The 24,832-nt window shown below is 37.1% G+C and carries 23 protein-coding genes and 1 other RNA gene; 5 read left to right on the forward strand and 19 right to left on the reverse strand.

Going from position 1 to position 24,832, the window contains the following annotated elements:
- Positions 1-12 precede the first annotated feature (12 nt).
- Together AC4BD1_RS06905 and alaS are read right to left on the reverse strand one after the other, a co-directional pair.
- Positions 13-609, reverse strand: a complete 597-nt coding sequence (locus AC4BD1_RS06905) for an ECF transporter S component (RefSeq protein ID WP_206908240.1) — start codon at positions 607-609, stop codon at positions 13-15.
- Between the two features lie 167 nt (positions 610-776).
- Complete coding sequence (gene alaS / locus AC4BD1_RS06910) at positions 777-3,419, reverse strand: alanine--tRNA ligase (RefSeq protein ID WP_490485379.1); 2,643 nt, start codon at positions 3,417-3,419, stop codon at positions 777-779.
- A 361-nt stretch (positions 3,420-3,780) separates the two neighbouring features.
- Here alaS and AC4BD1_RS06915 point away from each other — a divergent pair, with 361 nt between their 5' ends.
- A complete protein-coding gene (locus AC4BD1_RS06915) occupies positions 3,781-4,209 on the forward strand; it encodes a GNAT family N-acetyltransferase (RefSeq protein WP_490466140.1) in 429 nt (142 codons plus the stop codon).
- Between the two features lie 231 nt (positions 4,210-4,440).
- Here AC4BD1_RS06915 and AC4BD1_RS06920 read toward each other — a convergent pair whose 3' ends face one another.
- On the reverse strand, positions 4,441-5,790 hold the full coding sequence (locus AC4BD1_RS06920; protein ID WP_206908844.1) for a DEAD/DEAH box helicase: 1,350 nt from the start codon (positions 5,788-5,790) through the stop codon (positions 4,441-4,443).
- Positions 5,791-5,916: 126 nt separating this feature from the next.
- Positions 5,917-7,056, reverse strand: coding sequence for a VanZ family protein (locus tag AC4BD1_RS06925; protein ID WP_490466141.1), 1,140 nt, complete (start codon positions 7,054-7,056; stop codon positions 5,917-5,919).
- A 145-nt stretch (positions 7,057-7,201) separates the two neighbouring features.
- Between AC4BD1_RS06925 and AC4BD1_RS06930 the strand changes: the two genes are divergently transcribed.
- Positions 7,202-7,528, forward strand: coding sequence for a hypothetical protein (locus AC4BD1_RS06930; protein ID WP_206908840.1), 327 nt, complete (start codon positions 7,202-7,204; stop codon positions 7,526-7,528).
- A gap of 87 nt (positions 7,529-7,615) precedes the next feature.
- On the opposite strand, the gene AC4BD1_RS06935 is transcribed toward AC4BD1_RS06930, so the two are convergent.
- The 6 genes from AC4BD1_RS06935 to AC4BD1_RS06960 all read right to left on the reverse strand — a co-directional run bounded on the left by AC4BD1_RS06935 (position 7,616) and on the right by AC4BD1_RS06960 (position 12,561).
- Complete coding sequence (locus AC4BD1_RS06935; RefSeq protein ID WP_490466142.1) at positions 7,616-8,278, reverse strand: HD domain-containing protein; 663 nt, start codon at positions 8,276-8,278, stop codon at positions 7,616-7,618.
- A gap of 85 nt (positions 8,279-8,363) precedes the next feature.
- Positions 8,364-9,860 carry a carboxypeptidase M32 gene (locus tag AC4BD1_RS06940; protein ID WP_490485380.1) on the reverse strand — a complete coding sequence of 499 codons (1,497 nt, stop codon included), beginning with the start codon at positions 9,858-9,860 and terminating at the stop codon, positions 8,364-8,366.
- A 38-nt stretch (positions 9,861-9,898) separates the two neighbouring features.
- A complete protein-coding gene (locus tag AC4BD1_RS06945) occupies positions 9,899-11,062 on the reverse strand; it encodes a THUMP domain-containing class I SAM-dependent RNA methyltransferase (protein WP_206908834.1) in 1,164 nt (387 codons plus the stop codon).
- Between the two features lie 69 nt (positions 11,063-11,131).
- Positions 11,132-11,499: RNase P RNA component class B (gene rnpB, locus AC4BD1_RS06950), an RNA gene on the reverse strand.
- A 17-nt stretch (positions 11,500-11,516) separates the two neighbouring features.
- Positions 11,517-11,927: a cell division regulator GpsB gene (gpsB, locus tag AC4BD1_RS06955; RefSeq protein ID WP_206908832.1), complete on the reverse strand. Its 411-nt coding sequence runs from the start codon at positions 11,925-11,927 to the stop codon at positions 11,517-11,519.
- A gap of 94 nt (positions 11,928-12,021) precedes the next feature.
- A complete protein-coding gene (locus AC4BD1_RS06960; protein ID WP_206908830.1) occupies positions 12,022-12,561 on the reverse strand; it encodes an SLOG family protein in 540 nt (179 codons plus the stop codon).
- Between the two features lie 63 nt (positions 12,562-12,624).
- On the opposite strand from AC4BD1_RS06960, the gene recU reads away from it, so the two are divergent.
- Together recU and AC4BD1_RS06970 are read left to right on the forward strand one after the other, a co-directional pair.
- Entirely contained in the window at positions 12,625-13,257 is a 633-nt protein-coding gene (gene recU, locus AC4BD1_RS06965; protein WP_206908828.1) for a Holliday junction resolvase RecU, read from the forward strand.
- Positions 13,257-15,587 carry a PBP1A family penicillin-binding protein gene (locus AC4BD1_RS06970; protein ID WP_490485381.1) on the forward strand — a complete coding sequence of 777 codons (2,331 nt, stop codon included), beginning with the start codon at positions 13,257-13,259 and terminating at the stop codon, positions 15,585-15,587. The genes recU and AC4BD1_RS06970 overlap by 1 nt, the downstream gene beginning before the upstream one ends.
- Before the next feature lie 51 nt (positions 15,588-15,638).
- Here the strand turns inward: AC4BD1_RS06970 and nth are convergent, their stop codons facing one another.
- From nth to AC4BD1_RS06990, 4 genes are all read right to left on the reverse strand, one after another.
- Positions 15,639-16,298, reverse strand: a complete 660-nt coding sequence (gene nth / locus AC4BD1_RS06975; RefSeq protein WP_490485382.1) for an endonuclease III — start codon at positions 16,296-16,298, stop codon at positions 15,639-15,641.
- Between the two features lie 20 nt (positions 16,299-16,318).
- Complete coding sequence (locus AC4BD1_RS06980) at positions 16,319-17,038, reverse strand: DnaD domain protein (RefSeq protein ID WP_206908822.1); 720 nt, start codon at positions 17,036-17,038, stop codon at positions 16,319-16,321.
- A gap of 191 nt (positions 17,039-17,229) precedes the next feature.
- Entirely contained in the window at positions 17,230-18,123 is an 894-nt protein-coding gene (locus AC4BD1_RS06985; protein WP_490466146.1) for an SDR family oxidoreductase, read from the reverse strand.
- Positions 18,124-18,179: 56 nt separating this feature from the next.
- Entirely contained in the window at positions 18,180-19,121 is a 942-nt protein-coding gene (locus tag AC4BD1_RS06990) for a magnesium transporter CorA family protein (protein WP_490466147.1), read from the reverse strand.
- Between the two features lie 264 nt (positions 19,122-19,385).
- Here AC4BD1_RS06990 and AC4BD1_RS06995 point away from each other — a divergent pair, with 264 nt between their 5' ends.
- A complete protein-coding gene (locus AC4BD1_RS06995) occupies positions 19,386-19,880 on the forward strand; it encodes an isochorismatase family protein (RefSeq protein WP_490485383.1) in 495 nt (164 codons plus the stop codon).
- A gap of 74 nt (positions 19,881-19,954) precedes the next feature.
- Here AC4BD1_RS06995 and AC4BD1_RS07000 read toward each other — a convergent pair whose 3' ends face one another.
- The 5 genes from AC4BD1_RS07000 to AC4BD1_RS07020 all read right to left on the reverse strand — a co-directional run bounded on the left by AC4BD1_RS07000 (position 19,955) and on the right by AC4BD1_RS07020 (position 24,680).
- Positions 19,955-20,236, reverse strand: coding sequence for a DUF5960 family protein (locus AC4BD1_RS07000; RefSeq protein WP_490466148.1), 282 nt, complete (start codon positions 20,234-20,236; stop codon positions 19,955-19,957).
- 151 nt (positions 20,237-20,387) lie between these two features.
- Positions 20,388-21,740, reverse strand: coding sequence for an NADH oxidase (locus AC4BD1_RS07005; protein ID WP_206908811.1), 1,353 nt, complete (start codon positions 21,738-21,740; stop codon positions 20,388-20,390).
- 321 nt (positions 21,741-22,061) lie between these two features.
- Positions 22,062-22,508, reverse strand: a complete 447-nt coding sequence (locus AC4BD1_RS07010; RefSeq protein ID WP_206908809.1) for a transcriptional repressor — start codon at positions 22,506-22,508, stop codon at positions 22,062-22,064.
- 190 nt (positions 22,509-22,698) lie between these two features.
- On the reverse strand, positions 22,699-23,625 hold the full coding sequence (gene cysK / locus AC4BD1_RS07015) for a cysteine synthase A (protein ID WP_206908807.1): 927 nt from the start codon (positions 23,623-23,625) through the stop codon (positions 22,699-22,701).
- Positions 23,626-23,789: 164 nt separating this feature from the next.
- On the reverse strand, positions 23,790-24,680 hold the full coding sequence (locus tag AC4BD1_RS07020; RefSeq protein WP_490466149.1) for a glucosaminidase domain-containing protein: 891 nt from the start codon (positions 24,678-24,680) through the stop codon (positions 23,790-23,792).
- Positions 24,681-24,832 lie beyond the last annotated feature (152 nt).

A 24,832-nucleotide genomic window follows, 5' to 3' on the forward strand; every position in this document is an offset into this window, starting at 1 on the left:
CATTCGTCTTGCTTATTCTGGTTTCAAAGGGGTCGCAGCAAAGAGTGCTTTAGCAATAAGTGGCGTAATAACCCCTGCACCAATCGCTTCAGGAATCCCATTGATCCCCGCAACCCCAATCAAAGTCTTAAACAAAAGTGATGTATCCACACCATATGCATTGGCAGTTGCACTCGTATAAAAGATACCCATGAAGCCTAAAACAAGCAAAGTATTTGTTAAGGAACCAAGTACTCCTGCTGTAGCAGCACCTATCACCACTGATTGTTTTTTTCGATAAATCCAATGAAAGACAACACCTGCTACCAAACCAACAAGCACCCGTGGCACTACTGAAATGATTGGATTTGTAAAGACTAACGTATCAAAAGGCGTTGTTGGCATGGCAAAAGCACGAACTATGGTTGCAATTCCCCAAAACAAACCAATCAGCATGCCATCTTTAGGTCCTAACACAACAGCTGCAACAATAACTGTAATATGGATGATTGTCAAACTAATGAAACCTAATGGAATAAATCCCAGCCAAGGAACCATTGCTTGAACAATAATGATTGCCAATAAGACTGCACGTAATACTAAACGAAATGTTTTATTTCTACTATTCATTTCCAAACCCCACCTTTTTCTTTTCATCGTAAAAAGTTCTTACTCATTCGTCAACTATTTACGTTTATCTTAAAATAGACACAAAAAAACAAGCGGACTTGGAATGACTATTTTCCAATAGCATCCCAAGTCTTGCTCATGTTTAAACGGTAAATTTTAACAAATGATTATTGGTTAAGCAACCAATTTTTTGCTTCAGCTAATGCATCTGGAATACCTGCTGGATTTTTCCCTCCAGCTTGTGCCATGTCCGGACGACCTCCGCCACCACCGCCAACTTTCGGTGCGATTGCTTTGATCAAGTCGCCTGCTTTTAGCCCAGCTTCATTTGCTTCCTTCGACATAGCAACTAACAAACTAACTTTTTCTTCTTGTTCATTTGCCAAAACAAGAATATCAGAGATTGCTTTTTGTTTCCATTGATCTGCTAGTTGACGTAATTGGTTCATATCTTTCACTTTTACTTGTGAAGCAATCAACGTTTTTCCAGCAACCGTTTCTGGGTCTTTGAAAATGTCTCCCGCTTGTTGATTAGCTAATTTACTTGCTAATTTTTCATTTTCTTTTTGTAATTCACGTAATTGTTGTTGTAACTGTTCTGCTTTTGTAACGACTTCTTTTAATTGAGGTGATTTGACAATTGCTGCAACTTCTTTTAATTGTTTTTCTTCACCTTCTAGTAGTTCGTAAGCCTCTTTACTTGTAACAGCTTCGATACGGCGAACGCCTGCGCCGATTCCTGATTCAGAAACAATTTTGAAAATACCAATGTCTTCTGTATTTGACACGTGTGTCCCACCACAAAGTTCGATTGACCATTCACCAATATTGACGACACGAACTTCACGACCATATTTTTCACCGAATAAGGCCATTGCACCCATGTTTTTTGCTGTGTCAATATCTGTTTCAATTGTTTGAACTGGAATAGCTTCCCAGATTTTTTCATTAACAATTCGTTCCATTTGAGCTAGTTCATCTGCTGTGATTTGGCCAAAATGAGTGAAGTCAAAACGTAAGTGTCCCGGAGCAACTAATGAACCCGCTTGGTTTGCGTGTTCACCTAAAGTTTCTTTTAACGCTTTATGCAATAAGTGAGTCGCCGTATGATTTTTAATGATTCGATTACGCATTGGTTCGTTGATTGCTAAATGATAGATTGCACCTTCTTGCATTGGTGATTTGACTGTTACTGTATGCATAAATTGACCATTTGGTGCCTTTTGAACATCTGTAACCGTAGCAACTACTTCTTTTGCATCATTTAATATCCAACCTTGGTCAGCCACTTGTCCACCCATTTCGGCATAGAAAGGTGTTTCAGCAAAAATCAATTGAGCAACACCTTCTGTTACTTCACTTAGTAATTCTTCGTCTTGAACGATCACTAGCAATTTACTATCTGCCTCAACTTCTGTATAACCAATAAATTTACTATCCACTTTGATATCTGTTAATAATGCAGATTGGACGCCCATTGATTTTTCCGTGCTTCTTGCAGAACGGGCACGTTCTCTTTGTGCTTCCATTTCTTTTTCAAAACCAGCATGATCGACTTTTAGCCCCTCGTCTTCTGCTACTTCTTCCGTTAATTCTACTGGGAAACCATAAGTGTCATAAAGTTTGAAGATATCTTTACCAGCTAAAGTTGTTCCTTTTGCTGATTTTACATCTTCAATCACTTGGTTTAAGATATCTAAACCTTCATTGATTGTTTCATTAAAGCGTTCTTCTTCTGTACGAATTACTTTTTCAATAAATTCTTTTTGTTGTAAAACTTCTGGATAGTAGCTAACCATGATTTCACCAACAACTGGAACTAATTTATACAAGAAAGCTTGATTGATTCCCAATTTTTTTCCATGCATAACGGCACGACGTAATAAACGACGTAATACATAACCGCGTCCTTCATTTGAAGGTAGTGCGCCATCTCCAATCGCAAAAGATAACGCACGAATGTGGTCAGCAATTACTTTATAAGAGATATCTGTTGTTGGATTTTCGCCATACTTCACTTGGTTACTTAATTTTTCAACAGCGTGAATGATGGGCATAAATAAATCTGTCTCAAAGTTAGTTGGTGCATCTTGAACGATAGAAACCATCCGTTCTAAGCCCATGCCCGTATCAATGTTTTTATGTGGTAATGGTTCAAATGTGTTATCTGGTTTATGGTTAAATTCAGAAAATACCAAGTTCCAGATTTCTAAATAACGTTCATTTTCGCCACCAGGATAATTTTCTGGATCATCTTCGGCTAAATCGTTATATGATTCACCACGGTCATAAAAGATTTCTGTATCGGGACCACAAGGACCGGCACCAATATCCCAGAAGTTATCTTCTACATCGATAATGTGGTCCATTGGTAAGCCCACTTCTTCATGCCAAATACGTTTTGCTTCAGTATCTTTTGGATAAACGGTAACATATAACTTTTCAGGATCAAAAGCCATCCATTCAGGGCTTGTCAAAAATTCCCATGCCCAGTGGATTGCTTCTTCTTTGAAATAATCTCCGATAGAAAAGTTTCCTAGCATTTCAAACATCGTATGATGACGCGCAGTTTTTCCGACATTTTCAATATCATTTGTTCGAATTGATTTTTGTGCATTAGTGATTCTTGGATTTTCTGGAACAACTGAACCATCAAAATATTTTTTTAATGTTGCTACTCCTGAATTGATCCATAACAAAGTTGGATCATTAACTGGTACTAATGAGGCACTTGGCTCAATTGTGTGTCCTTTTGATTGGAAAAAATCTAAAAACATTTGGCGAACTTGTGCACTACTTAATTGTTTCATTCCATTACCTTCTCTCATTGTTTTTCAATACAAAAAACACCATTACAGCCAAGGACGAAAACTCGCGGTACCACCTTGGTTGCAATGATGTTTGATCATTACCTCTTAAACTCGATAACGCTGAGTTGCGTTGATATTTCTATCAAAAGAAAAAAGGGAGCAATTTGATTGGCAACTATTCTTTTTTCAGCCTAGAAAGAATTTTCTGTGAGTCCCTAAAAACAAATCATGTCCTTTTTTGTACTCGTTAAGTATACGCACTTCGCGGTTGTCTGTCAATAATGCTTTTCTATTTTGCCTCTTTTTGCTTTTCTTCGTTTGTGTTACGCTGAATAAAAAAGTTGATTGAAGGAGAAGCTTTATGAACGTATTTTTTGGCAATGAAACTTGGATTCAAGCAGCAAGCTTTACGCTTCGCTATGAAGTCTTTGTCTTAGAACAGAACATTCCACCTGAATGGGAGTTTGATGTACTCGATACCAGTCAAAGAAATTATTTTTTACTTCTCGATGATCAAATCCCTGTTGCAACCTTACGTTATCAACTGAAAAACGAAACATGTTTTCAACCTGACCGTTTTTGTGTAGCAAAAGCCTATCGCAAACAAGGAATTGGACGTTCACTTTTGTTCAAAGCAGAACAATTTGCCAAAAATAATGGCTGCTGTTTAAGCTATTTAGTCGCTGAACTAACAGCACAATCTTTTTATGAACATTGTGGATATAATTCCTGTACGTCTCCTTTTGAAGAAGATGGTATTCTTTGTATCGGTATGGAAAAAATTTTATGATTGGTTAACTCAATAACAACATAAAAAAAGTGAACCAAAACAAAACGACGTTTTGTTTTGGTTCACTTTTTCATTATCCATCAAAGAGCTACCGAACTTTTTGGTATGATCATACCTCTATATTTCTTTGCAACACGCTAAGTAAGTTGTGCGTACACTCTTTTGTTTCTTGAAGTTTCCAACGCTAATCGTTCATTAAACACTCAGTTGGAAAAATTGATTTTGATGAACTTATTTGTGAGAATTTTTTTTGTTTTTTCGGGCTGTTCGTGACTGTTGACGACGTTCGATTTTACGTTCTTGTTTGTTCTTTTCAGCAATCGCCCAATCGATTTTCTTCTTGTATCCAGGTTTGATTTTTTTCTTTTTCTTTTTCACTAAACCAATCAAAGTTGGATCTAACGTGTCTTTTGATTTTTCACGTTTTGTTCGACGATTTCGGTCATAGGTTTTCACGATTTCGCCATCTTTGATTTCTTTTGGCTCAAATTTTACGCCTAAAGTTTCCAACGTATCGATTGCTTGTTCATCACTTGGCGAGTAAAGTGTGATTGCTGTTCCTTTAAGTCCATTTCTTCCTGTTCGACCGACGCGGTGAATAAAGAAATCTGTATCTTCAGGAATCTCTGCATTGATCACATGTGAGACTCCTTCAATGTCGATTCCACGTGCAGCAAGATCGGTTGCTACCACATATTGAAATTCTAGATCTTGCACTTGGCGCATGACACGTTTACGTTCGCGAGGCGTAATGCCACCATGAATTTTCGCAACTTTTAACCCTTTTTTCTTCAAGTAATCTGCAATTTCATCAACATGTTGTTTCGTATTTGCAAATACAATTGCTAAATAGGGATGACCAATTGTCAATAATTGGTAGATCATTTTGTTTTTGTCTTTGCCTTTTGTCGACATCACCCAGTTTTCGATATCTTCTGAAATAATTGCTTTTGGCTTGATTTCTTCGATAACAGGGTTTTGCATATATTTACGTAAAAACGGACGTAGTTTTTCTGGAATTGTTGCTGAGAATACTAAAAATTGAACTTTTTCAGGTAAACGACCTGCGATTTGATCGACTTCGTTTAAGAATCCCATATCCAATGTCATATCAGCTTCATCCACAACAAACGCAAATGCTGTATGGATTTTTAACGCTTGTTCGTTCATCATGTCTAGAATACGCCCCGGTGTTCCAACCACGACATGCGGTTGTTGGTGACGTAAACGATCCAGTTGGCGTTGCTTATCCGTTCCACCAACAAAATTGCTGACACGAATTTCTGGCACTGAAAATTGTGCAAGCTGATTAGCTGCTTTATAAATTTGTGCAGCTAGCTCACGACTTGGAGCAGTAATGACTACTTGGACTTCTTCCTTTGTAGCATCAATTTTATTAAATAGGGGTAATAAAAATGTATGTGTTTTTCCAGAACCTGTTTGTGATTGACCGACAATATTTTTTCCTTTGGCAATCAGTGGAATCAATTTTTCTTGTACTTCCGTTGGTTGTTCAAAGCCTTTTGCTGTCAATGCTTCGTTAATAAATGGTTGAAAGTTGAATTTATCAAAATTACTCATCTGTGCACCTCTTCTCTTTAATTTTTCACGACTTTGGCATTATAACACAGCCACATCTTTTTTGCTCTCTTATTCTAAAACAAGGGACCGTGCTTTTTCTACCATCTCTTGTCAGACATTTTCAGTTCATTTATTTTTGATCGTACTGATTGTATAGGTGTGACTAGCTTTCTCATAAAACAAGACACTTTTTTTCCTGATAAATGAAAGCACAAGATTCAAGACAAAGATTCCTTGTGCAAACAACAAGCCCATAAAAACAAAAATCGCACTCATCTGTAATACACCCGTTGATTGCTCCATGATTTGTTGCGCAAATTGGACTCCCCAACTCAAACCATAAAACAGGAAGTAAAGATAGCTGTAACGTATCAGCAATGCCTTAAAAGAAACTCGTTCTTTTTGTTCTTCCACAACTTGGATACGTACAACTTTTTTTCCAAGTGTCTTACCATTTGTTAGATAAGTCAAAACGATAAAATACAAGAACACTTCTAAGAAAATCCATTTACTGTTCGTTGTAACGACATCTTTTTTGAACATTAATTGTAACAAAATGGAAATGACACTATCTACTATGCCCAAAAATGCCCAATCAATCAAATAAGCAACCAGCCTTCTCGTTAAGGACACTTTCCGACCTTTTTCATAAGATATCTCATCCATTCTCGCTCTTGTCGGCAACATGAAGGTAAAAATCGGTGCCACAAGATAGCCCAATGCTCCGCCCAACGTATTGTGAAGCAAATCATTCACATCAAACAAGCGATACGGTCTAGGATAAATAAAATATAGTCCACTTAATTGCGTAAGCTCAAAAAATAAGGATAAACAAAAGCTAGCAATTATTGTTTTCACAAAAGATAATCTAAAATAATATCTGAGATAAATCCCAAATGGTACAAGCAATAAGATATTAAACACTGGTTCTAAAAAAACACTTTGTTTCATCGCCGCTAAATAAGTACTTGGGTCATGGATGTTTAAGACCGTTTGACTCCAAAAATGGCGCCATGAAGCAAACAATTCTAGCTCCATCTTAGGTCCTGTCATCTGGGCTACCGTTTCCCTTGCTGGTAATGGCAAAATGACTAAAAAGTATGCACACAATAAGTAAAATACAAAAGAATAGAGAATAATTCCTCGGGATAAAAGAAATGTGCCGTATTTACGGTATTCATAAATAAAGAAGACCGAAGAAATTGCTAATGCTAAAAAAGGAAATACTAATAACGCAAACCGAATTGGTTCGATGTAACTTGCCATAACAACCCACCACACTTTTTATATATTTTCTTGATTTTCAATGTATAGTTTATCAATCGCTTCAATGCTTAAGCAAGCACGACGCTATTATTTCTCAATTCAATCAATTTGAAGTATCATAAATGATATATGAGGAGGTGTCGAAGTGCTGAATTTCTATTTTGTCTTTGGAGTTCCGATTTTTTTATTCGTACTGTATTTAGGTTTTGCGTATCTACGAAAGAAAACCAAAATCCATTATCTAGGTTTTATTTTGTTGATTATCTCCGGCTTTATGTTCGTTTTTAATCTACAAACATGGCAACAAGCCGCCACCGAGATGCAGAACATTTCGTCACAAACACTTTCCGCACAAATTGGCTATCCAGTTTATCTAATCTGGGTACCAATCATTGTAGCTGGTTGCTTATTTCTCTTAAATCTGTTTCGTGGCTATCGTCGCTTAACAAATTTTAAGAGTAAAAACACTTAGCTTTTTCCTAACATAATACTACAACGATAGTTGTGGTATTTTGTTTTCGTATACAAGTTTACATAATAAATAATTAGTTAACTTCTTTCATTGATCCAGTGAGTCGCTTGTATTTTCCCACTCTTGATAAAATTCTTTTAAAAAATCACGCATAAATTGTTCACGACGTTGCGCTTCAGTTTTTCCATAAACGGTATTCATTTGTGCAGGCAATAAAAATAACTTTTCATAAAAATGATTGATAACGGTAGAACCTTTACGATAATCGGCTTTGCTCGCATAGATTTGTGGCAGTATCTCAGGATCATGAATGGGATGTCCATGTCCCCCTCCAAAATAAGCTGTTCGCAAAATCCCGATTGCGCCTAAAGCGTCCAGTCGGTCTGCATCTTGAACAATTTTTCCTTCTATCGTTAGTTCTTCCGCATTTTCTCCAAGACTTTTAGAAAAGGACATATTTTCAATAATAGCAAAAATTGAGGTGATTTGATGCTTGGTCAAATCAATTTTTTTTAAAAAAGCAACTAATTCTTTTTTCGCTTGTTCTTCATTAGATACCACTTTATCATCAATCGTGTCATGAAGATAAGCTGCTGCCAAGGTGATTCCTCGATTAGCAGTTGGCTCCGTCGCTAAAATATCTGTTGCTAACTGAACCACTCGCTTCGTGTGATCTTCTCCATGACCTGTTTGATCGTTTTTCAATTGATTGAAACTATACGCAGCTATCTTTTTTAATTTCTCGTCCATTACTTCACTCCTTCACTTCGTTTTGACAAATCCATCCAACAGAAAAAGTCTGGAACAAATGAAGCAATGTTCCAGACTTCCAGTTTTAGTTTACTTGATATACATTGAAGTATAGATCTCGCATATATTCAATCAAATAATTAGGATTTAATGATTCACCCGTAGCATCCTGAATCAACTGGTTTGGTTTTCTTGAAGCGCCATATTGGTGAATATGTGTCTCCATCCACTTCTTGATTGGTGAATAATCATCTGAAGCTAAAACTTCATCAATCGACAATTCTTTTTCTAATGCATGTAATAGCTGGGCTGCATACATATATCCCAGAGCATATGAAGGGAAATAACCAAAACTTGCACCCGACCAGTGAACATCTTGGAGAATTCCTTCGAGGTCATTCGTTGGTCGAACACCCAAATATTCTTCGTATTTTTGGTTCCAAACTTCTGGAAGTTCAGCAATTGCTAAATTTTCGTTGAAAATCATTTTTTCAATTTCGTAGCGAATAATAATATGCAGCGGATAAGTTAAGCTATCTGCTTCAATTCGGATCAAACTTGCTTGTGTGCGCTTCAATGAACGATAGAAATCAGTAAATTCAACATCCGCAAACGTCCCTTCTGCACATTCTTGGAAAAAAGGATATTGTTTTTCCCAGAAGCTTCGATTGCTTCCGATAATAATTTCGTTGAATAAAGATTGTGATTCATGGATACCCATTGATGCACCTTGATAAACTGGTGTATATGCATATTTATCGTCAATATCTTGTTCATACATTCCGTGACCTGCTTCATGAATGACACCAAAAACAGCCATTTGAAAATCATATTCATTCCAACGAGTTGTGATTCGTGCATCATCGGGATTGATTCCGGTCATAAATGGATGAATCGTATCGTCTAAACGTCCTCGGCTAAATTCATATCCTAGTTGTTCGATAACGCCCACAACAAATCGTTTTTGTTGTTCTTTCGTCATTTTACGTGAAAGAAAGCTAGTTTCAGGTTCTGTTCCTTTTTCACTTATTTCTTGACGAATCGACATGATTCCATCTTTTAATTGTGCAAATACTTTGTCTAGAATTTCAACAGTCATACCTGGTTCATACTGGTTTAACAGCACATCATACGGCGTCTTTTCATCTTTCTGCCAATAAGGAATCAATTCTTTAGTTAATTCAATATTTTGTGTCAACGCCGATTCAAAATCAGCAAACTGTTTTGTTTCTCGTGATTTTTGCCATTGTCCATGCGCAGAAGAAATTGCTGCGCTATATTTTGTCATCAATTCTTTAGGCACGTTATGTTCTAGTTCGAAGTCTTCCTTCACTTTTCGATACGCAGCTTGTCCTACTTCAGATAATTCTTCTGGATGCTCGCCAAAATAAGCAAGTGCTTCCTCGATTTTAGGTCCTACTTTTTTTTCAAAGTAAAGACTGTACAAGTAACTATCAACAGCACTACGGTATTCACTGGCTTTTTCAGGCATCCCTGTCTGTGTATCCCAGTCCAAAATTCCTAATGCTTGTTGCAAAAGATTAATTTCTTTTAATTCTTGTAAAAATTCTGTTTCTTTCATCTGTCATTCCTCCAAAAATCCAAATTTAAAAACAAATCCTAGTCTTCTTTTTTCACACGTGGGGGACGTGTTCCCCAGTACTGGAACAAATCCGTGCGTAAAGCACCGTTATATAATTTACGTTTTTTCGTTGCTTTTTGTCCGTAATATTCTTCAAACGCTAAATCACTGGTCAAGATATATTTACTCCACGTTTTCAGTGGTCTAAATACGTCACCCATTTCTTGATACAGTTTACGAACTGTTTCTTCTTCGCCCAATCGTTCTCCGTATGGTGGATTAGCAACGATTACGCCATATTCTTTATCCGTTTTGAAGTCTTTCAATGCTTGTTGCTTAAAGGTAATGGAATCTCCCAAGCCAATTTCCTCAGCATTTGCTTTGGCGATTTCAATCATTCGTCCATTGATATCTGAACCCGTAATGTCTAGTTCTACATCGTAATCAGCTTGTTCTTCTGCAGCAGCCCGGACTTCTTCCATGACATTATTATCAAACCATTCCCATGATTCACAAGCAAACTCTCGGTTAAATCCGGGTGCTATGTTATGCCCAATCAAGGCTGCTTCAATACAAATAGTTCCAGAACCACAAACAGGATCATAAAAAGGACGATCTTTTCGCCAAGTTGTTAACGCTACTAATGCTGCAGCCATGTTTTCTTTTAATGGTGCACCACCTTTTTCTAAACGGTAGCCGCGTTTAAATAGACTTGGTCCTGTTGTATCTAAAGTAATCATCACATGGTCTTTCAACAAAGCAACTTCTAGTTGAAAATGAGCACCTGTTTCTGTCAACGGCACAGAAGCTGGACGATGATAATACGTACGCAAACGATCAACGATTGCTTTCTTAGTGATTGCTTGGCAATCTGGTGTACTATATAACTTTGATTTAATTGATTTTCCAGCAACTGGAAATTCTGCATCTAAAGGTAAAAAGTCTTCCCATGGCAAAGCTTTCACATTTTCAAATAATTCATCAAACGTAAATGCGTCGAACTCGCCGACGACGATTTTGACACGGTCTGCTGTACGCAACCATAGGTTAGTTGTTGCGATTGTTTCCATTGTGCCTTCAAAACGAGCTCGCCCATTTTCTACTTGACAATCAATTCCTAAATCACGTAGCTCTTTTCCAACCAGCGCTTCTAAACCACTTGCGGCAGTTGCTACAAGGTTAAATTTTCTATTTTTGTCCATACTAGTCTCCTTATTTATAAAAAAAACCTTCACAACATCGTTGGAAGGTATTCCCTGATTATTGCGATTTTCTGTAAGCCATGTTTTGTCCTTTATTCCTCCAGGGAGAAGAAATAAAGGGGTAACCATCTATCTGCAGTTTAACTGCCCTTTTGCCTTGTTCTGATTCCTAGCAAAAAGCGCCCCTACCATTGTTTGGGTTGCTCGCTCGAGGGGTTTACCGCGTTCCACCGAATAAGTTTCCCGATTCGCTTCGTCACTGTGGCACTTTCAAGGATACTAAAGCATAGCCGAAGCCTTAGCTCGTTTTCCTGCCGTTACTCCTAAGAGTACCTTAGCTTATCTTTTCGCTAAGCACGAACACTACAGACATCACAGTCTGTGCGAGCATGGACTTTCCTCAGCCTGATCAAGTCAGACCGCGATTACCCGAAAATCGCAAAAAATTCACTAATTAAAATTGACGTGTTTTTTCGTTGTCATCACTTGCATCTGCATTTGTATAGTTGCCTGCATTAGGTTGTGCAGAAGCAGATGGTGTTGCTTGGTCAAGTTTTTTTCCAAAAACTTCACGTTCAAGATTTGATAAACGTTTTAAGATATCAAAGTTTGTTACTGCCGTACTCTTAGGTGCTTCTGTTGGTTGCACACGAGTTTGTGTTCCTTGTGTTTTTGATAGTTGAGCAACTTTTGCACTCAAACGATCATTTTCTTCTTGTAAAGCAAGGAGTTCTTTGCTGTATGCTTCATAATCTTTAATGATATTGTCCAAAAATTCGTCAACTTCAATTGGATCGTATCCACGCATTTTGGTTTTGAATTCTTGTTGTAAAATGTCTTTTGGACTATAAATCAAATTCGCCATATTTACACCTCTATTTAATTCTCATTTACATTATAACTTTTCTACTTTTCCCATTGTATCGGAAAAATAACTATAAATCAAACACTATCTCCTTTTATTCCACAGAATTTTGTAAATCATCCATGCTAATCAAACGAATTTCATAAGGTTTATTCTCTTGAAATTTTCTTGCATCGCGCAAAAAATAATCTGTCTTTCCAATGTATTCAGGGTCATAGATCAACAAAGTCCCTTCTGTATGTGTAAGTAGAAATTGTGTATGATTTTTTAATTGATTAGGATTTTTATAAGGTAAATGACTGACCGACTCAATGTAGTCCGCTACTTGTTCCGCTAGCATTTTCTTTTCCTGATTTGTTTCGTTCCAATTACTGCCAAACTCAGCAAATGGATAAATAATTCCTAAATGTAATTCAGGATACTCTTGCTTCAATTCAGCTACAACCTCAGTCGCCCATAACTCAACACCAAGGTTGCCACTGCTGATCACCCACTCTAATCCTTCTTCAACTAGTTGGCGAATTTCTTTTTTTAAAACATTTTTAATAACTTTGATTTTTGGATCCTTTTCCTGAAAAATACCCAGTTCGAAGCTTCGATAGCCTGAAACATAGATTACTTTCAATTGATTCACCACCTGATTCCTTTTCTTTCTTTACTTTTTTTTGCTATAATGTGCGCAGGAGTGTGATTAAATATGGTCTTACGCTACCCTAATGGCCAACCTTATTCTAAGGATGCCTCTTCAAAACCAAAAATTCAAGGAAAAAAAACTTCTTCCACTGTTTTTGGTAACCGAGGTATGTCATTTGAAGAAGCTATCAATGAGAGCAACAGCTTTTATCTATCAAAAAATTTGGCAGTCATACACAAGAAGCCAACCCCTATTCAAATCGTTAAAGTCGATTACCCTCGAAGAAGTGCCGCAGTGATTAAAGAAGCTTACTTTACTCAAGCTTCGACAACTGATTACAACGGTGTTTATCGAGGTTTCTATTTGGATTTTGAAGCAAAAGAAACAAAAAATAAAACATCTTTCCCATTCAATAACTTTCACGAGCATCAAATCAAACATATGGAGTCTTGTATAAAGCAAGATGGTATCTGTTTTGTTTTATTATGGTTTTCTAGTCTAAAACGTTGCTTCTATTTAAGTAGTACCCATCTGATTGACTATTGGTATCAACAAACTGATGGTGGTAGAAAGTCTTTACCACTTTCATTAATTGAAGAACTTGGAATAGAAATCACACCTGGTTTCTTACCTCGCGTCCCTTATCTTGATGCAGTCGATCAGTATCTATCATTATCAAAAGGAGAAAAGCACTAATGGCAAATGAACAAACGAGAGCATCGCGAAGAAAAACAAGTCCTCCCCAGAAAAAAGGAACAAAATCAACTTCCCGCAATGGCTCTGGTAAGCAAAAAAACGGAAAAAATTTAATTGTCAAAATCTTACTCGGCATTGTTTTCATTGGCTGTGTCTTATTTCTATCTGGTGTTGGTCTATTTTGGTTTTATGCAAAAGACGCCCCTGCCTTAACAGATAAAAACTTAGATGCCACTGTCTCGTCAAAACTATATACTTCAACAGGAGAGCTATTTGAAGATCTTGGGGCAGAAAAACGCGAAAAGATCACTGCCAGCGAACTACCACAACAATTACAAGATGCCATCGTTTCCGTTGAGGATCGTCGTTTCTATAAACATATCGGTGTCGATCCTGTCCGCATCCTTGGTTCTGCGCTGTCAAACTTCACGTCTGGCGGACTGCAAGGTGGAAGTACTTTAACTCAGCAATTGATCAAACTTTCCTTCTTCTCAACAAAAGCAGAAGACCAGACGTTAAAGAGAAAAGCACAAGAAGCTTGGATGGCTGTCAAGTTAGAACAAGAAAAATCCAAAGAAGAAATTTTGACTTATTATGTCAATAAAGTCTATATGGCAAATGGTTTTTATGGCATGGAAACAGCCGCAGAAATGTACTTTGGAAAAAGATTACCTGAACTATCCTTAGCACAAACTGCACTTCTTGCTGGGATGCCTCAAGCACCTTCAGCTTATGATCCATATACTTATCCTGAACAAGCAAAAAAACGTCGCGATATCGTTCTTTATACAATGCTACAAAACGAAAAAATCACTCAAGCAGAATATGATCAGGCAGTAAATGTCCCTGTCACGGACGGTCTACAAGAATTATCTTCTGGTGATGATAATACGAAAATCGTCGATAACTATGTAAAAGAAGTCATTAACGAAATTGAAGAAAAAACAGATAAAAACGTCTATACTGATGGTCTTGATATTTACACAAACCTTGATTTAGATGCACAAAAACAACTATACAATATTGTAAATACCGACCAATATGTTGCTTATCCTGACGATCAAATGCAAGTTGCTTCCACATTGATCGATGCAAAGACAGGACAAGTCAAAGCACAAATCGGCGCTCGAAAAGTTGCCGAAGATGTCACACTTGGAAACAACTTAGCGGTCAACACGTCACGTGATTTTGGTTCAACGATGAAACCAATTACGGATTATGCACCTGCCTTTGAATACCTAAAGTATTCTACTGGAAAAACGATTTCCGATGCTCCGTATAACTACGAAGGAACGACTACCCCTGTTATGAACTGGGATAACCGCTACATGGGGACAATCACTTTGAGACAAGCACTATATGACTCACGGAATATACCAGCAGTTAAACTATTCAACGAAGTTGGTGCCGACAAAGTTGCTTCTTTCTTAAGTGGCGTTGGTATTAATTATCGTACGATTCATCAATCAAATGCCATTTCAAGTAACACAGAAGATCAGGACGGAACAAAATATGGTGCTTCTTCCTTAAAAATGGCAGCGGCCTACGCAGCTTTAGCAAATGGTGGGACTTACTACAAACCACAATATGTCAATAAAGTGATCTATCAGGATGGGACAGAAGAAACTTTTGAGCCTGAAGGTACCAGAGCAATGTCTGAAGAAACTGCCTACATGGTGACTGATATCTTGAAAGACACCTTGACAAAAGGAACAGGAACGAACGCTCAAATTCCAGGTTTATATCAGGCTGGTAAGACTGGGACATCTAACTATACAGATGATGAATATGCAAAAATCGGACGTTCTTCCGGTGTCTATCCCGATATTTTGTTTGCTGGCTATACACCAAACTATGCAATTTCTGTTTGGACGGGCTATAATGAGAAAATGACGCCAGTTACTGATGCATCATCGCATGTTGCTTCTGATGTATATCGAGAATTGATGCAGTATGTTTCTGCAAATGTTTCAAATGATGATTGGACCATGCCGAGCGATTTGATTCGAGTAAACAATGAACTTTATTATAAAGATCAATATACTGTCCCAAGTTACAGTGTACCAAGAAAATCGAATGTCCCAACTTCTAGTTCAACAGTTGAGCCAAAGTCGAGTACTACTTCAACGACCACCGTTGAATCAAGAACAGCTATTTCCACTACAGTTGAAAGTAGCTCTTCTAGCTCTTCAGAAGAACCAGTGCCTTCAACTTCAAGTAGTTCTTCAACAGTTGAAGTTGAAACACCACCAGAAACATCTTCAACTGCTCCGCCAACTAGCAATACTGAAAACGCCGCTCGCTCTGAAAAAGCTAGTTCGAGTTCATAATTTGCTACTGATAACTAATTAAGCAGCTTAAAACACAAAAAGGTCAGGACATTATTTTGTCCTGACCTTTTCTTTCATTCGTATTTTTCCATCTTGGCACATCGGTAACAACGGACAACCTTCACACTTTGGATTTCTCGCTGTACAGTGATAACGACCAAAAAAGATCATGGTATGATGTGTTTTCACCCAAAGATCTTCTGGCACTTTTCGCATCAAAGTTTCTTCCACCTCGAGTACACTTGCATTTAATTTACAAATTCGCAATCGTTTAGACACTCGCTCAACATGTGTATCAACGGCAATAGCTGGAATTCCAAAAGCATCCCCTAAGACAACATCGGCTGTCTTGCGTCCTACTCCAGGTAAAGACATCAGTTTTTCCCGTGTATTAGGGACTTCCCCATCGAAACGTTCCAACAACTGTTCTGCACATGCTTTGATATTCTTTGCTTTGTTTCGGTATAAACCAATCGTTTTGATTTTTGGAATAATTTCTTCGACAGAAGCTTGCGCTAATGTTTCTGGATCAGGGAATGCTTCAAATAATCTCGGTGTTGCTTTATTTACTGAAACATCTGTTGCTTGGGCACTCAAAATCACAGCAATCAATAATTCAAAAGGGTTTTTATGAACGAGCTCCCCATGTGCATCTGGAAACATCTTATACATTTCTTCAATTGCTAACATTGTGTTTTCTTTACTTAGCATCTTGTCTTCCTCATCATTTTCTACTTTGTTTCGTTTCTCAGTTCTTCTTCTAACCAATTTGTCAAAGAAACCTTAGGTAATTCTTCTGATTGTGCAGACTGTTCTACTTCTTTTTGCAACAGTTGCTGTTTACGTCGTTTTTGTTCTTCCTCGACTTGTTGTTTTGTTCGTAAATTTTTTCGTTCCCAAGACAACAAAATTCGATCGATATAGTTAAAGCTATACGCTTGGTTCAATACTGCTTCACGCAAAGCCAGCTTTAGTACTTCCGGTTGATAGTGATCTTCCTCTAGCCATTGTCCAATTCGCTGGAATTCGATTGAAGACAACGGCCGACCAAATTCTTGCTCAAATAAACGATAAACCGATTGAATTTCTTGCTCTTGTTGATTTTCTTTGGCTTTTGATGCTTGACTATCTAAATACTTTTCCAGTCTTTCATACAATGGAAGTAAATTATATTGATCCGCTTTTTTACCATCAACAGTGATTGTTTCGATTACGAGAAAACCACCACCGACCAATCGATTTAAAATTTGATAAACTTGATCTGATTTCAACCCCATGTTGATTGCTATCAGTTGTAAATCTGGAAAGAAGTCCCCTTCTTGTTGCTTCATGTGTAACTGTAAAATAAAAAGAAATTCTTCTGATTCAAGGCCCATTTTCCGATAATTTACGAATAACAAATTAGAAATTGTTGTCTGTCCTGATTGTAGATATTTGGTTAAACTTAGCATGTTCTTTTCCTCCACTTCAAAATCAGTATACGGAAAAAGCGCAAGTGAAGCAAGCTGGCCTCATTGATTTTGATTTGATTTCGTCATAAACAAACGAAAGAAAGCATCAGAAATCTAAGGTAAAGATTCCTAGTGCTTTCTTTCTCTCAGCCATTTTTCATCACTTAACAAGGTGATTGATTCATGCTTTTTTACAGATTAATTGCCTCACCACCAGTTACGCCATAAATTTGGGCTGTAACATAACTTGCTTTATTTGAAGCTAAAAATACATACACTGAAGCTAACTCAGCTGGCTGACCTGCACGTTCTAAAAGACTATCTTGTCCAAATTCTGGAATAGCTTCGCTCGGCTGTCCTTCGTCAAGCTGTAGAGGTGTCCAAATGGGTCCAGGAGCGACAGCGTTCACACGAATTCCTTTCGGCGCTAACTGTTTGGCTAAGCCAATCGTAAAATTCGCAATAGCGGCTTTAGTTGCTGCGTAATCAAGTAGATGTTCGCTTGGGTTTGTTGCCTGTACAGAAGTTGTATTAACAATGGCTCCTCCAGCTGGAAGATGAGGTACCGCTTCTTTAACTAAAGAAAACATGGCGATGATATTTACCATAAAAGTATCTTTTACTTGTTGCATAGGCAATTCTTCAATGGACGAAGAAGAAATTTGTTGTCCAGCATTTAGAATTAATGTATCAATGCCACCTAATTCAGCTACTGTTTGGCGAATGATTTCCTTAGGTGCTTGCTCATCACGCAAATCAAAAGGCAACAGGACTACTTTGCGACCCGCATTCTCAATCAACCTTGCTACTTCGTTCGCATCCGCTTCTTCTCCAGGTAAAAATTGTAATGCGATATCTGCCCCCTCTCTTGCAAACGCAATCGCAGCAGCACGTCCAATCCCAGAATCCCCACCAGTAATCAACACGCGCCGATTTTCTAATTGATTGGATCCTTTGTAAGTTTCCTCACCGCAATCTGGAACAGGCTTCATATTTTGTTGTAGGGCTGGTGTATTTTGGTCTTGTTTTGGAAATTTTTCCGTATGGTATAATTTTCGTGGATCTACTAATTTTGGTTCAGTCATGCTATTCCTCCTCATATTAAAACAAATTTTCCTTCAAAACAGCAACTCATACTTAACTATTTCGTATAGTCTTTTCTCAATAAATGCAATGCAACTGCAGCGGTTGCTACAGCAGAACCAATAAGAACTAAGAAAAAACCCAACTCAGAACTTTTACCTGGCAAACCGCCAGTGTTCATCCCCCAGATTCCAGCAATCATTGCTGGGACTGAAATCACTAACGTTGCAGAATCAAGATATTTCATTAAATGGTTCAAGTGATTGTCCATCATACCGCTGAAAAGATTTCCGATACTTTCAAGCAAATCCCGATAAATCGAAATCATTTTTTCAGTCTGTCTTTGCCTTAGTTTGACATCGTAAAGCAACTGATCATCAGCTAATTTCTCTGCAAAATCATTCACCTCCCATAATTCATCAAGTGTCTCTTTTTGATCTCTTAATGTGTGATCAATGTAAACAATGGTTCGTTCTAAATCAGCTTGCTTGTAAAGCTCTTCATTTTCAGTTGTCCTACGTGCCCCTTCATCTAATGAGTCGATTTCTTGCTTCATTTTCTGTAATTCTTTAACGAAATGGGTATAACTGTTCAAAATCGTATAAGCAATGATCTTCTCAAATGAATCAAGCTTTTTCTGGTGTTTGTCAATTAGATTCTTAATAAAAATCGTTTCAGTTTCTACACAAGTAATCAAAAGATCATCCGACACCACAAAAGAAATTGGTGTCAAACGTTCTTCGATTTTTGTACGATTACTGGAAAGGTTTAACAATACAAGTGAAAATGCATTCTTCAACTTCGTTCCAGGGAGATATTCCACTCTTGAAATCGCTTCAGGATAAGAAATACCAATAAAAATATCTTGCGGTAATTGATAATGTTGTGTGATTTTTTCAATCTCGTTTACATCTTTATTATTCACGATTATCCAATTACACTTTGTTTCATCTGAATCTGTCACCTGTTTTTCTTTATCAACAAAGTAATACGCTGGCATTCTTTTTCCTCCTTCACATTCCACGTATTTCAACGCATCGCTCAAATTAGGCTGTTTGTTTTTAATCTATTTATCATCTATCTATCATTATGATAACTGTTTCACTTTTTTTATTCAAAGAATTCGATTAACTATCGTTTGTCAATTAAAAATCCTATTGATTCATCAATCATTTCATTTTCCATTTAGAATCTTCTCCGTTATTCTTAAATTAAAAGAATTTAGATTTATTCCATTCATCTTTCGTTAAAAGGAGAATAAAAAATGTTAGTTATCATCGATATGCAAAACCACATTCTTGATCCAACAAGTAAATTTTACGTTCCCACTGCGACTCACTTAGTTCAACCTATTGCTCAAAGGTTAGAAAAAGCACGAAAAACGAACGAATACGTTTTGTTTACACGAGACATACCTGTTGAAAAGAAGGGAAAAGCAGAGGAAACGAATGACCTTCAACTGATATCCGCTTTAGCACCTTTAGAAAAGGAACAAGTAATCAAAAAATATTATTTTACGATTCCTCCTGAAAAATTAGTTGAAATAAAGGATAATTTTTTTACAGACAAACAGGAAGAAAAAAGAATCGAGGTCGTGGGAGTAGAAACGCATCTATGTATTCTGGCAAATGTACTTGCTTTACAAAGCGCATTTCCAGAAGCTGAATTTACAATCAACCAACACTTAGTTGCTAGTAAAGAACAACAAACAGCAATCTTTGATCTGCTAAGGCATTTTAATATTTCAATTTTTGAATAAAAGAGTTCGATCTTAGTAAAAATAAAAAGACCTCATGAAATAATTCACGAGGTCTTTTGCATTTATTGTTCAGATTATTCTTCCGTTTCTAAAACATAGGGCTCGCCTTCATACGTATAACTTGTATTCAAGGTACCATCATTTTCATCCGAATATACGCGACGGCTAAAAGGGAAACAATGGCTCTTTCCATCCACAGCTTCTTCTTTTGGCAAGGTGAAACGATCTGCTTGCGTTCGATTCAATTCTTCAATCACTTGATCTGCTAATTGATCAATCGTCACATTATTTTGTTTGGCAAATTTTTGATAATCTTTTAAAAATACTTCTTGCTGGTTAAAGTATTCTTTTTCCATCTGACATCCCTCCAATTTAAACTCCTAGTTTATTTTCACAAAAAATCGGCTAGATTACAACTAATTATACTTTTAAAGCATACAAACTTTCACAGAATAAAAAGACACACCAACAGTCAGGTAACTCATTGTTGGCGTGTCTCTTCACTTTTTATTTATTTTCTGCAATCTCAGCTAAAGCTGCTTGTGCAAGTAAATTCAAGTAATTCCAAGGACGATCAAAGTGTGGTTGGAAGAAGAAATCAGATAGTGCTAGATCTTCCACTGTCATTTTATTTTGTACTGCAAGTGACAATGTATTTGCAGATTGAGTGACATCATATTTTGACATAAATTGTGCGCCCACAATACGATTTGTCCCCTTTTCATAAACTAATTCCATTAAAACTTTTTCAGTTGTTGGCATAAATTCTGGACGATAGTTATCTTCAAATAAGGTTGCTTGAACGTCCAAATTATTTAATGGTGCACTTTCAGTGGTTACACCAGTTGAGCCGATGGTCCAACCGAATAAATACAAGCCTGATGTTCCTTGTGTTCCACGATAATGCATTTTATTTTCTGTTAAGTTGTACCCAATCAATAATCCTTGGCGAACAGCATTTGTTGCCAACGGAATATAGTTTTGAGTATTTGACGGGTTATAGTGAACAACTGCTGAGTCACCAGCTGCAAAAATATCAGGGTTGCTTGTTTGCATATATTCATTGACCTTGATTGCACCATTTGGTAGTGTGTCAACTTTTCCAGCAACTAACTCTGTATTTGGTTTAAAACCAACGCACAAGATCACCATGTCTGCATCAAATGTTTCGCTAGGTGTTTTAACTTGTTTTACTTTACCTGCTTCATCTGGGATAAACTCTGATACATTTTCACCTAAAGCTAAAGTTACTCCACGATCCACCAATTCTTTTTCCAAAACATCGGTGAATGGTTTATCCAAATATTTATTTAAAATACGATCTAAGCCATCAATCAAAGTGACTTGTTTTCCAGATTCAACAAAAGCTTCAACCAATTCGATTCCAATATAGCCTCCACCAACGATTACGACGCGTTTTGCATCTTTGGCTTGTGCAATAATTTCATTTGCTTGGTTGTAGTTTTTACATAGTAAAATATTTTCAGATTCGATTCCTTTAATTGGCGGAATAATTGGCCATGACCCTGTTGTCACAACTAATTTATCATAAGAAACTGTTTCAACTTCACCCGTTTTTAAATCTTCCGCAGTTACAGTTTTATTTTCTGTATCAACATCTGTGACGTTGTGTTCCATTTTAACTGTCGCACCTAACCCAGCAAGTTCGTCTGGATTTGAATAAAACAACCCTGCAGGATCTTTAACTACGCCTCCGACATACAATGCAATCCCACATGATAAGAATGAGATATTGTCATTACGTTCATAAATTGTTACTTCTGCCTCTGGATGATTGTTTAAAATACTTTTTACAGCTGCTGTTCCAGCATGGGTGCAGCCAATTACAACTACTTTCATGGTAATCCCTCTTCCTACTAAACTTTTTGTCTTTTGACAATGCTAACTATAGCAAAAATAAAACGGATTCAGAAATTTTATGCTTGTGAATTCACAAGTGAAAATCCGCTTACTTTTTAGAAGGAAACAGCAAAAAAACCTGTTAAAAAAAGCTTCATACAGTGGTCGTTTAGGCTTGCGAAAAAAACGGATTGTGAAAGTGTAAAAAAATAAACAACTATTTCATCCAGAATTTAGATAAAATAGTTGTTTATTGCTTTCTTTTTCACCAAGTACTACAAAATAGATTCGTTACGTTCTCTTTTTGGGATAACCTTTTCATTAAACAGACTCATTTGCTTGTGCTTGTTGACACTCTGGACATAAGCCATACAGTTCAAGGCGATGTTCATTGATCTCAAAATCAGTCAAACGGCTGGCAGCCATCTCAACATCTTCAAGACCAGGGTAATGAAAGTCCACGATTTTCCCACAGTTTTGACAAATCACATGATAATGACGTGTCGAAGTAAAGTCAAAACGACTTGATGCATCTCCGTAATTCATTTCCTGTACAAAACCAATAGATGTAAATAACCGAAGATTGTTATAAACTGTTGCGACACTCATATTTGGAAAACGGTGTTCTAACGCTTTATAGATTTCATCAGCTGTCGGATGAGAATGATGTTCGATTAAATACTCTAAAATTGCATATCTTTGAGGTGTGATCCGAATATTTTCATGCTTTAGTTTTTCGATTGCCTCGTCTACCAATTTGTTGCCCACATTGACACCTCCTACGTGATCGTTCACGTATTATCATACTATTTTTATTTTTCAAAATCTACATTTCATGAAGATAAAATTAAAATTCATGTTTTTCTATGCAAAATGTTAAAGTTAACCTAAAGATCAGCAAAGTATATAAAAGAGGCCAAGACACCTGCTCGTCTTGACCTCCTTACTGTCGTTGATTTTAATCTTCTTGATACAATGCAGTTGATAGGTAACGTTCACCATTATCTGGTACAATAACTAAAACTTTTTTCCCTTTACCCAATTCTTTCGCAATTTTTAAACCAGCTGCAATTGCAGCACCTGAAGAAATTCCCACCAAAAAGCCTTCTTGACGACCGACTTCTCTTGAAGTTTCCATTGCTTCCTCACCGGTGATTGGCAAAACTTCATCGTAAACTTTCGTATCCAGTGTATCCGGTATAAATCCCGTTCCGATTCCTTGAATTTTGTGAGGACCAGCTGGTTTTCCTTCTAAAACTGCTGACTCAGCAGGTTCAACGCCAATAACTTTTATTTCAGGATAGACACGTTTTAATTCATGACCAGCACCAGTGATTGTTCCCCCTGTTCCAATTCCTGAAACAAAAGCATCTAACCCAGCCACTCCAAAAGCAGCCTGAATTTCAGGACCAGTAGTCTTTTCATGGATTTCAGGATTGGCTGGATTTTCAAACTGAAGTGGTAAGAAATAATTATGTTCTTTAGCTAAACGTTCTGCTTCTCTGATGGAACCAGAAATACCGTCAGCACCAGGTGTTAAAATTAATTCAGCCCCGTAAGCTTTCATTAGCAAGCGACGTTCCATACTCATTGTTTCAGGCATTACGATAATCACTCGATAACCCTTAGCTGCCCCAACCATCGCTAAACCAATTCCTGTATTACCAGAAGTTGGTTCAATAATCGTGTCACCAGGTTTCAACCTTCCGTCTTGTTCTGCTTTTTCAATCATACTTAAGGCGATCCGATCTTTCACGCTGCCCCCTGGATTGAAGAATTCTAATTTAACATAAACTTCTGCAGAATCCTCTGGAACTATTTTGTTTAATTTAACGATTGGTGTTTCTCCAATCAAATCAGTAATTGCTTGATAGATTTGTGGCATGAAACTCTCTCCCTTCGACCTGTCTTTACTTCTTTATCATAATACAATCAGATACTATCTGGCGAATAATTCGTCTTAAAACAGGCGACAAAAAAGTAGTTTAGACAAAATATCTAAACTACTTTTTAAGAAATTTCGTGTCAAAAAATTAGTAACTTAAACGATTAAACAGATAGCTCTTGTCCAACCATTAATGAATAATCACTTAATCCGTTCTTTGCCATCAACTCATCGATAGACATCCCAAATTTTTGTGCAATCCCCCATAGTGAATCACCAGAGACAACTGTATATGTTTGACCAGTGCCAGTTGACTGAGTATTTCCACCATAAGTTGTTGATTGCGTTGTAGATGAAGTTGTCGTTGTGGTTGTGGTTGTTGTCGTGCTTGAAACAGAAACAGTTGATGGTGTATCAAAACGTGTTAAGTTGTATGTGCTGATCAATGAATTTAATTTTTCTCCATAAGTTGGATCAGTAGCATATCGGCCTGTCAAATAAGCCGTAGCATCATAAACACTGGTTGTGTTACTTTTCCAAGCTCCTGAGTAGTGATAGTCGCCAGTTGAAAAACTAGTTGACCGTAACACATTCGCATGGTCTTGGAATGATTCCCAATAAGAAGAATATTTACGGAATGGTTCATTCATTGTCACCCATTGACCATTTAAATATTCTTTTGTTGGCATATAAACAACAGCACCATTATAACTTCCCTTAACACCAAATAGATTATAGTTTGGTGCACTTGCTAATCCAGATGTTCCATAAGCACTTTCAAGCAATGCTTGCGCAATCATCACAGAAGCATATAAATCATTGTTGGCGGCAACTTCTGATGCAGACCAACCAATTTGGTTAATAAAAGACTGAGGATCAGTTGTCGTTTGGTTTGTACCTTGTTCATCTGCATGTGCACTTTGTGGTGCTGCTGTAACCATCATCGGCCCAACCAAAAGACTTGTTCCCATTAATGGAGCAATGGCTTTTTTATTAATCACCATAGGTTTCTTCGTCTTATGATGACGGGCGCTACGGGTTTTCAGCTCTTGCATTCGTATTCCTCCTCAAAATAAAAAAACTTTAAATAAAAGTTTTCTCCTTAAAACAAACTTAATTAAGTAAATTATACGTTTATTTTGACAAAATCTCAATTTATTCTGGACGTTTTCTGCTTATGTAACACAATTGTAATGTAAAAGAAATC

Source organism: Enterococcus sp. DJ147D b, assembly GCF_058216655.1.

What these genes read in the sequence shown, in the direction of transcription:
- AC4BD1_RS06905 (WP_206908240.1), bottom strand. Translation starts at nt 609, where the DNA reads ATGAATAGTAGAAATAAAACATTTCGTTTAGTATTACGTGCAGTCTTA.
- alaS (WP_490485379.1), bottom strand. Translation starts at nt 3,419, where the DNA reads ATGAAACAATTAAGTAGTGCACAAGTTCGCCAAATGTTTTTAGATTTT.
- AC4BD1_RS06915 (WP_490466140.1), top strand. Translation starts at nt 3,781, where the DNA reads ATGAACGTATTTTTTGGCAATGAAACTTGGATTCAAGCAGCAAGCTTT.
- AC4BD1_RS06920 (WP_206908844.1), bottom strand. Translation starts at nt 5,790, where the DNA reads ATGAGTAATTTTGATAAATTCAACTTTCAACCATTTATTAACGAAGCA.
- AC4BD1_RS06925 (WP_490466141.1), bottom strand. Translation starts at nt 7,056, where the DNA reads ATGGCAAGTTACATCGAACCAATTCGGTTTGCGTTATTAGTATTTCCT.
- AC4BD1_RS06935 (WP_490466142.1), bottom strand. Translation starts at nt 8,278, where the DNA reads ATGGACGAGAAATTAAAAAAGATAGCTGCGTATAGTTTCAATCAATTG.
- AC4BD1_RS06940 (WP_490485380.1), bottom strand. Translation starts at nt 9,860, where the DNA reads ATGAAAGAAACAGAATTTTTACAAGAATTAAAAGAAATTAATCTTTTG.
- AC4BD1_RS06945 (WP_206908834.1), bottom strand. Translation starts at nt 11,062, where the DNA reads ATGGACAAAAATAGAAAATTTAACCTTGTAGCAACTGCCGCAAGTGGT.
- gpsB (WP_206908832.1), bottom strand. Translation starts at nt 11,927, where the DNA reads ATGGCGAATTTGATTTATAGTCCAAAAGACATTTTACAACAAGAATTC.
- recU (WP_206908828.1), top strand. Translation starts at nt 12,625, where the DNA reads ATGGTCTTACGCTACCCTAATGGCCAACCTTATTCTAAGGATGCCTCT.
- AC4BD1_RS06970 (WP_490485381.1), top strand. Translation starts at nt 13,257, where the DNA reads ATGGCAAATGAACAAACGAGAGCATCGCGAAGAAAAACAAGTCCTCCC.
- nth (WP_490485382.1), bottom strand. Translation starts at nt 16,298, where the DNA reads ATGCTAAGTAAAGAAAACACAATGTTAGCAATTGAAGAAATGTATAAG.
- AC4BD1_RS06980 (WP_206908822.1), bottom strand. Translation starts at nt 17,038, where the DNA reads ATGCTAAGTTTAACCAAATATCTACAATCAGGACAGACAACAATTTCT.
- AC4BD1_RS06985 (WP_490466146.1), bottom strand. Translation starts at nt 18,123, where the DNA reads ATGACTGAACCAAAATTAGTAGATCCACGAAAATTATACCATACGGAA.
- AC4BD1_RS06990 (WP_490466147.1), bottom strand. Translation starts at nt 19,121, where the DNA reads ATGCCAGCGTATTACTTTGTTGATAAAGAAAAACAGGTGACAGATTCA.
- AC4BD1_RS06995 (WP_490485383.1), top strand. Translation starts at nt 19,386, where the DNA reads ATGTTAGTTATCATCGATATGCAAAACCACATTCTTGATCCAACAAGT.
- AC4BD1_RS07000 (WP_490466148.1), bottom strand. Translation starts at nt 20,236, where the DNA reads ATGGAAAAAGAATACTTTAACCAGCAAGAAGTATTTTTAAAAGATTAT.
- AC4BD1_RS07005 (WP_206908811.1), bottom strand. Translation starts at nt 21,740, where the DNA reads ATGAAAGTAGTTGTAATTGGCTGCACCCATGCTGGAACAGCAGCTGTA.
- cysK (WP_206908807.1), bottom strand. Translation starts at nt 23,625, where the DNA reads ATGCCACAAATCTATCAAGCAATTACTGATTTGATTGGAGAAACACCA.
- AC4BD1_RS07020 (WP_490466149.1), bottom strand. Translation starts at nt 24,680, where the DNA reads ATGCAAGAGCTGAAAACCCGTAGCGCCCGTCATCATAAGACGAAGAAA.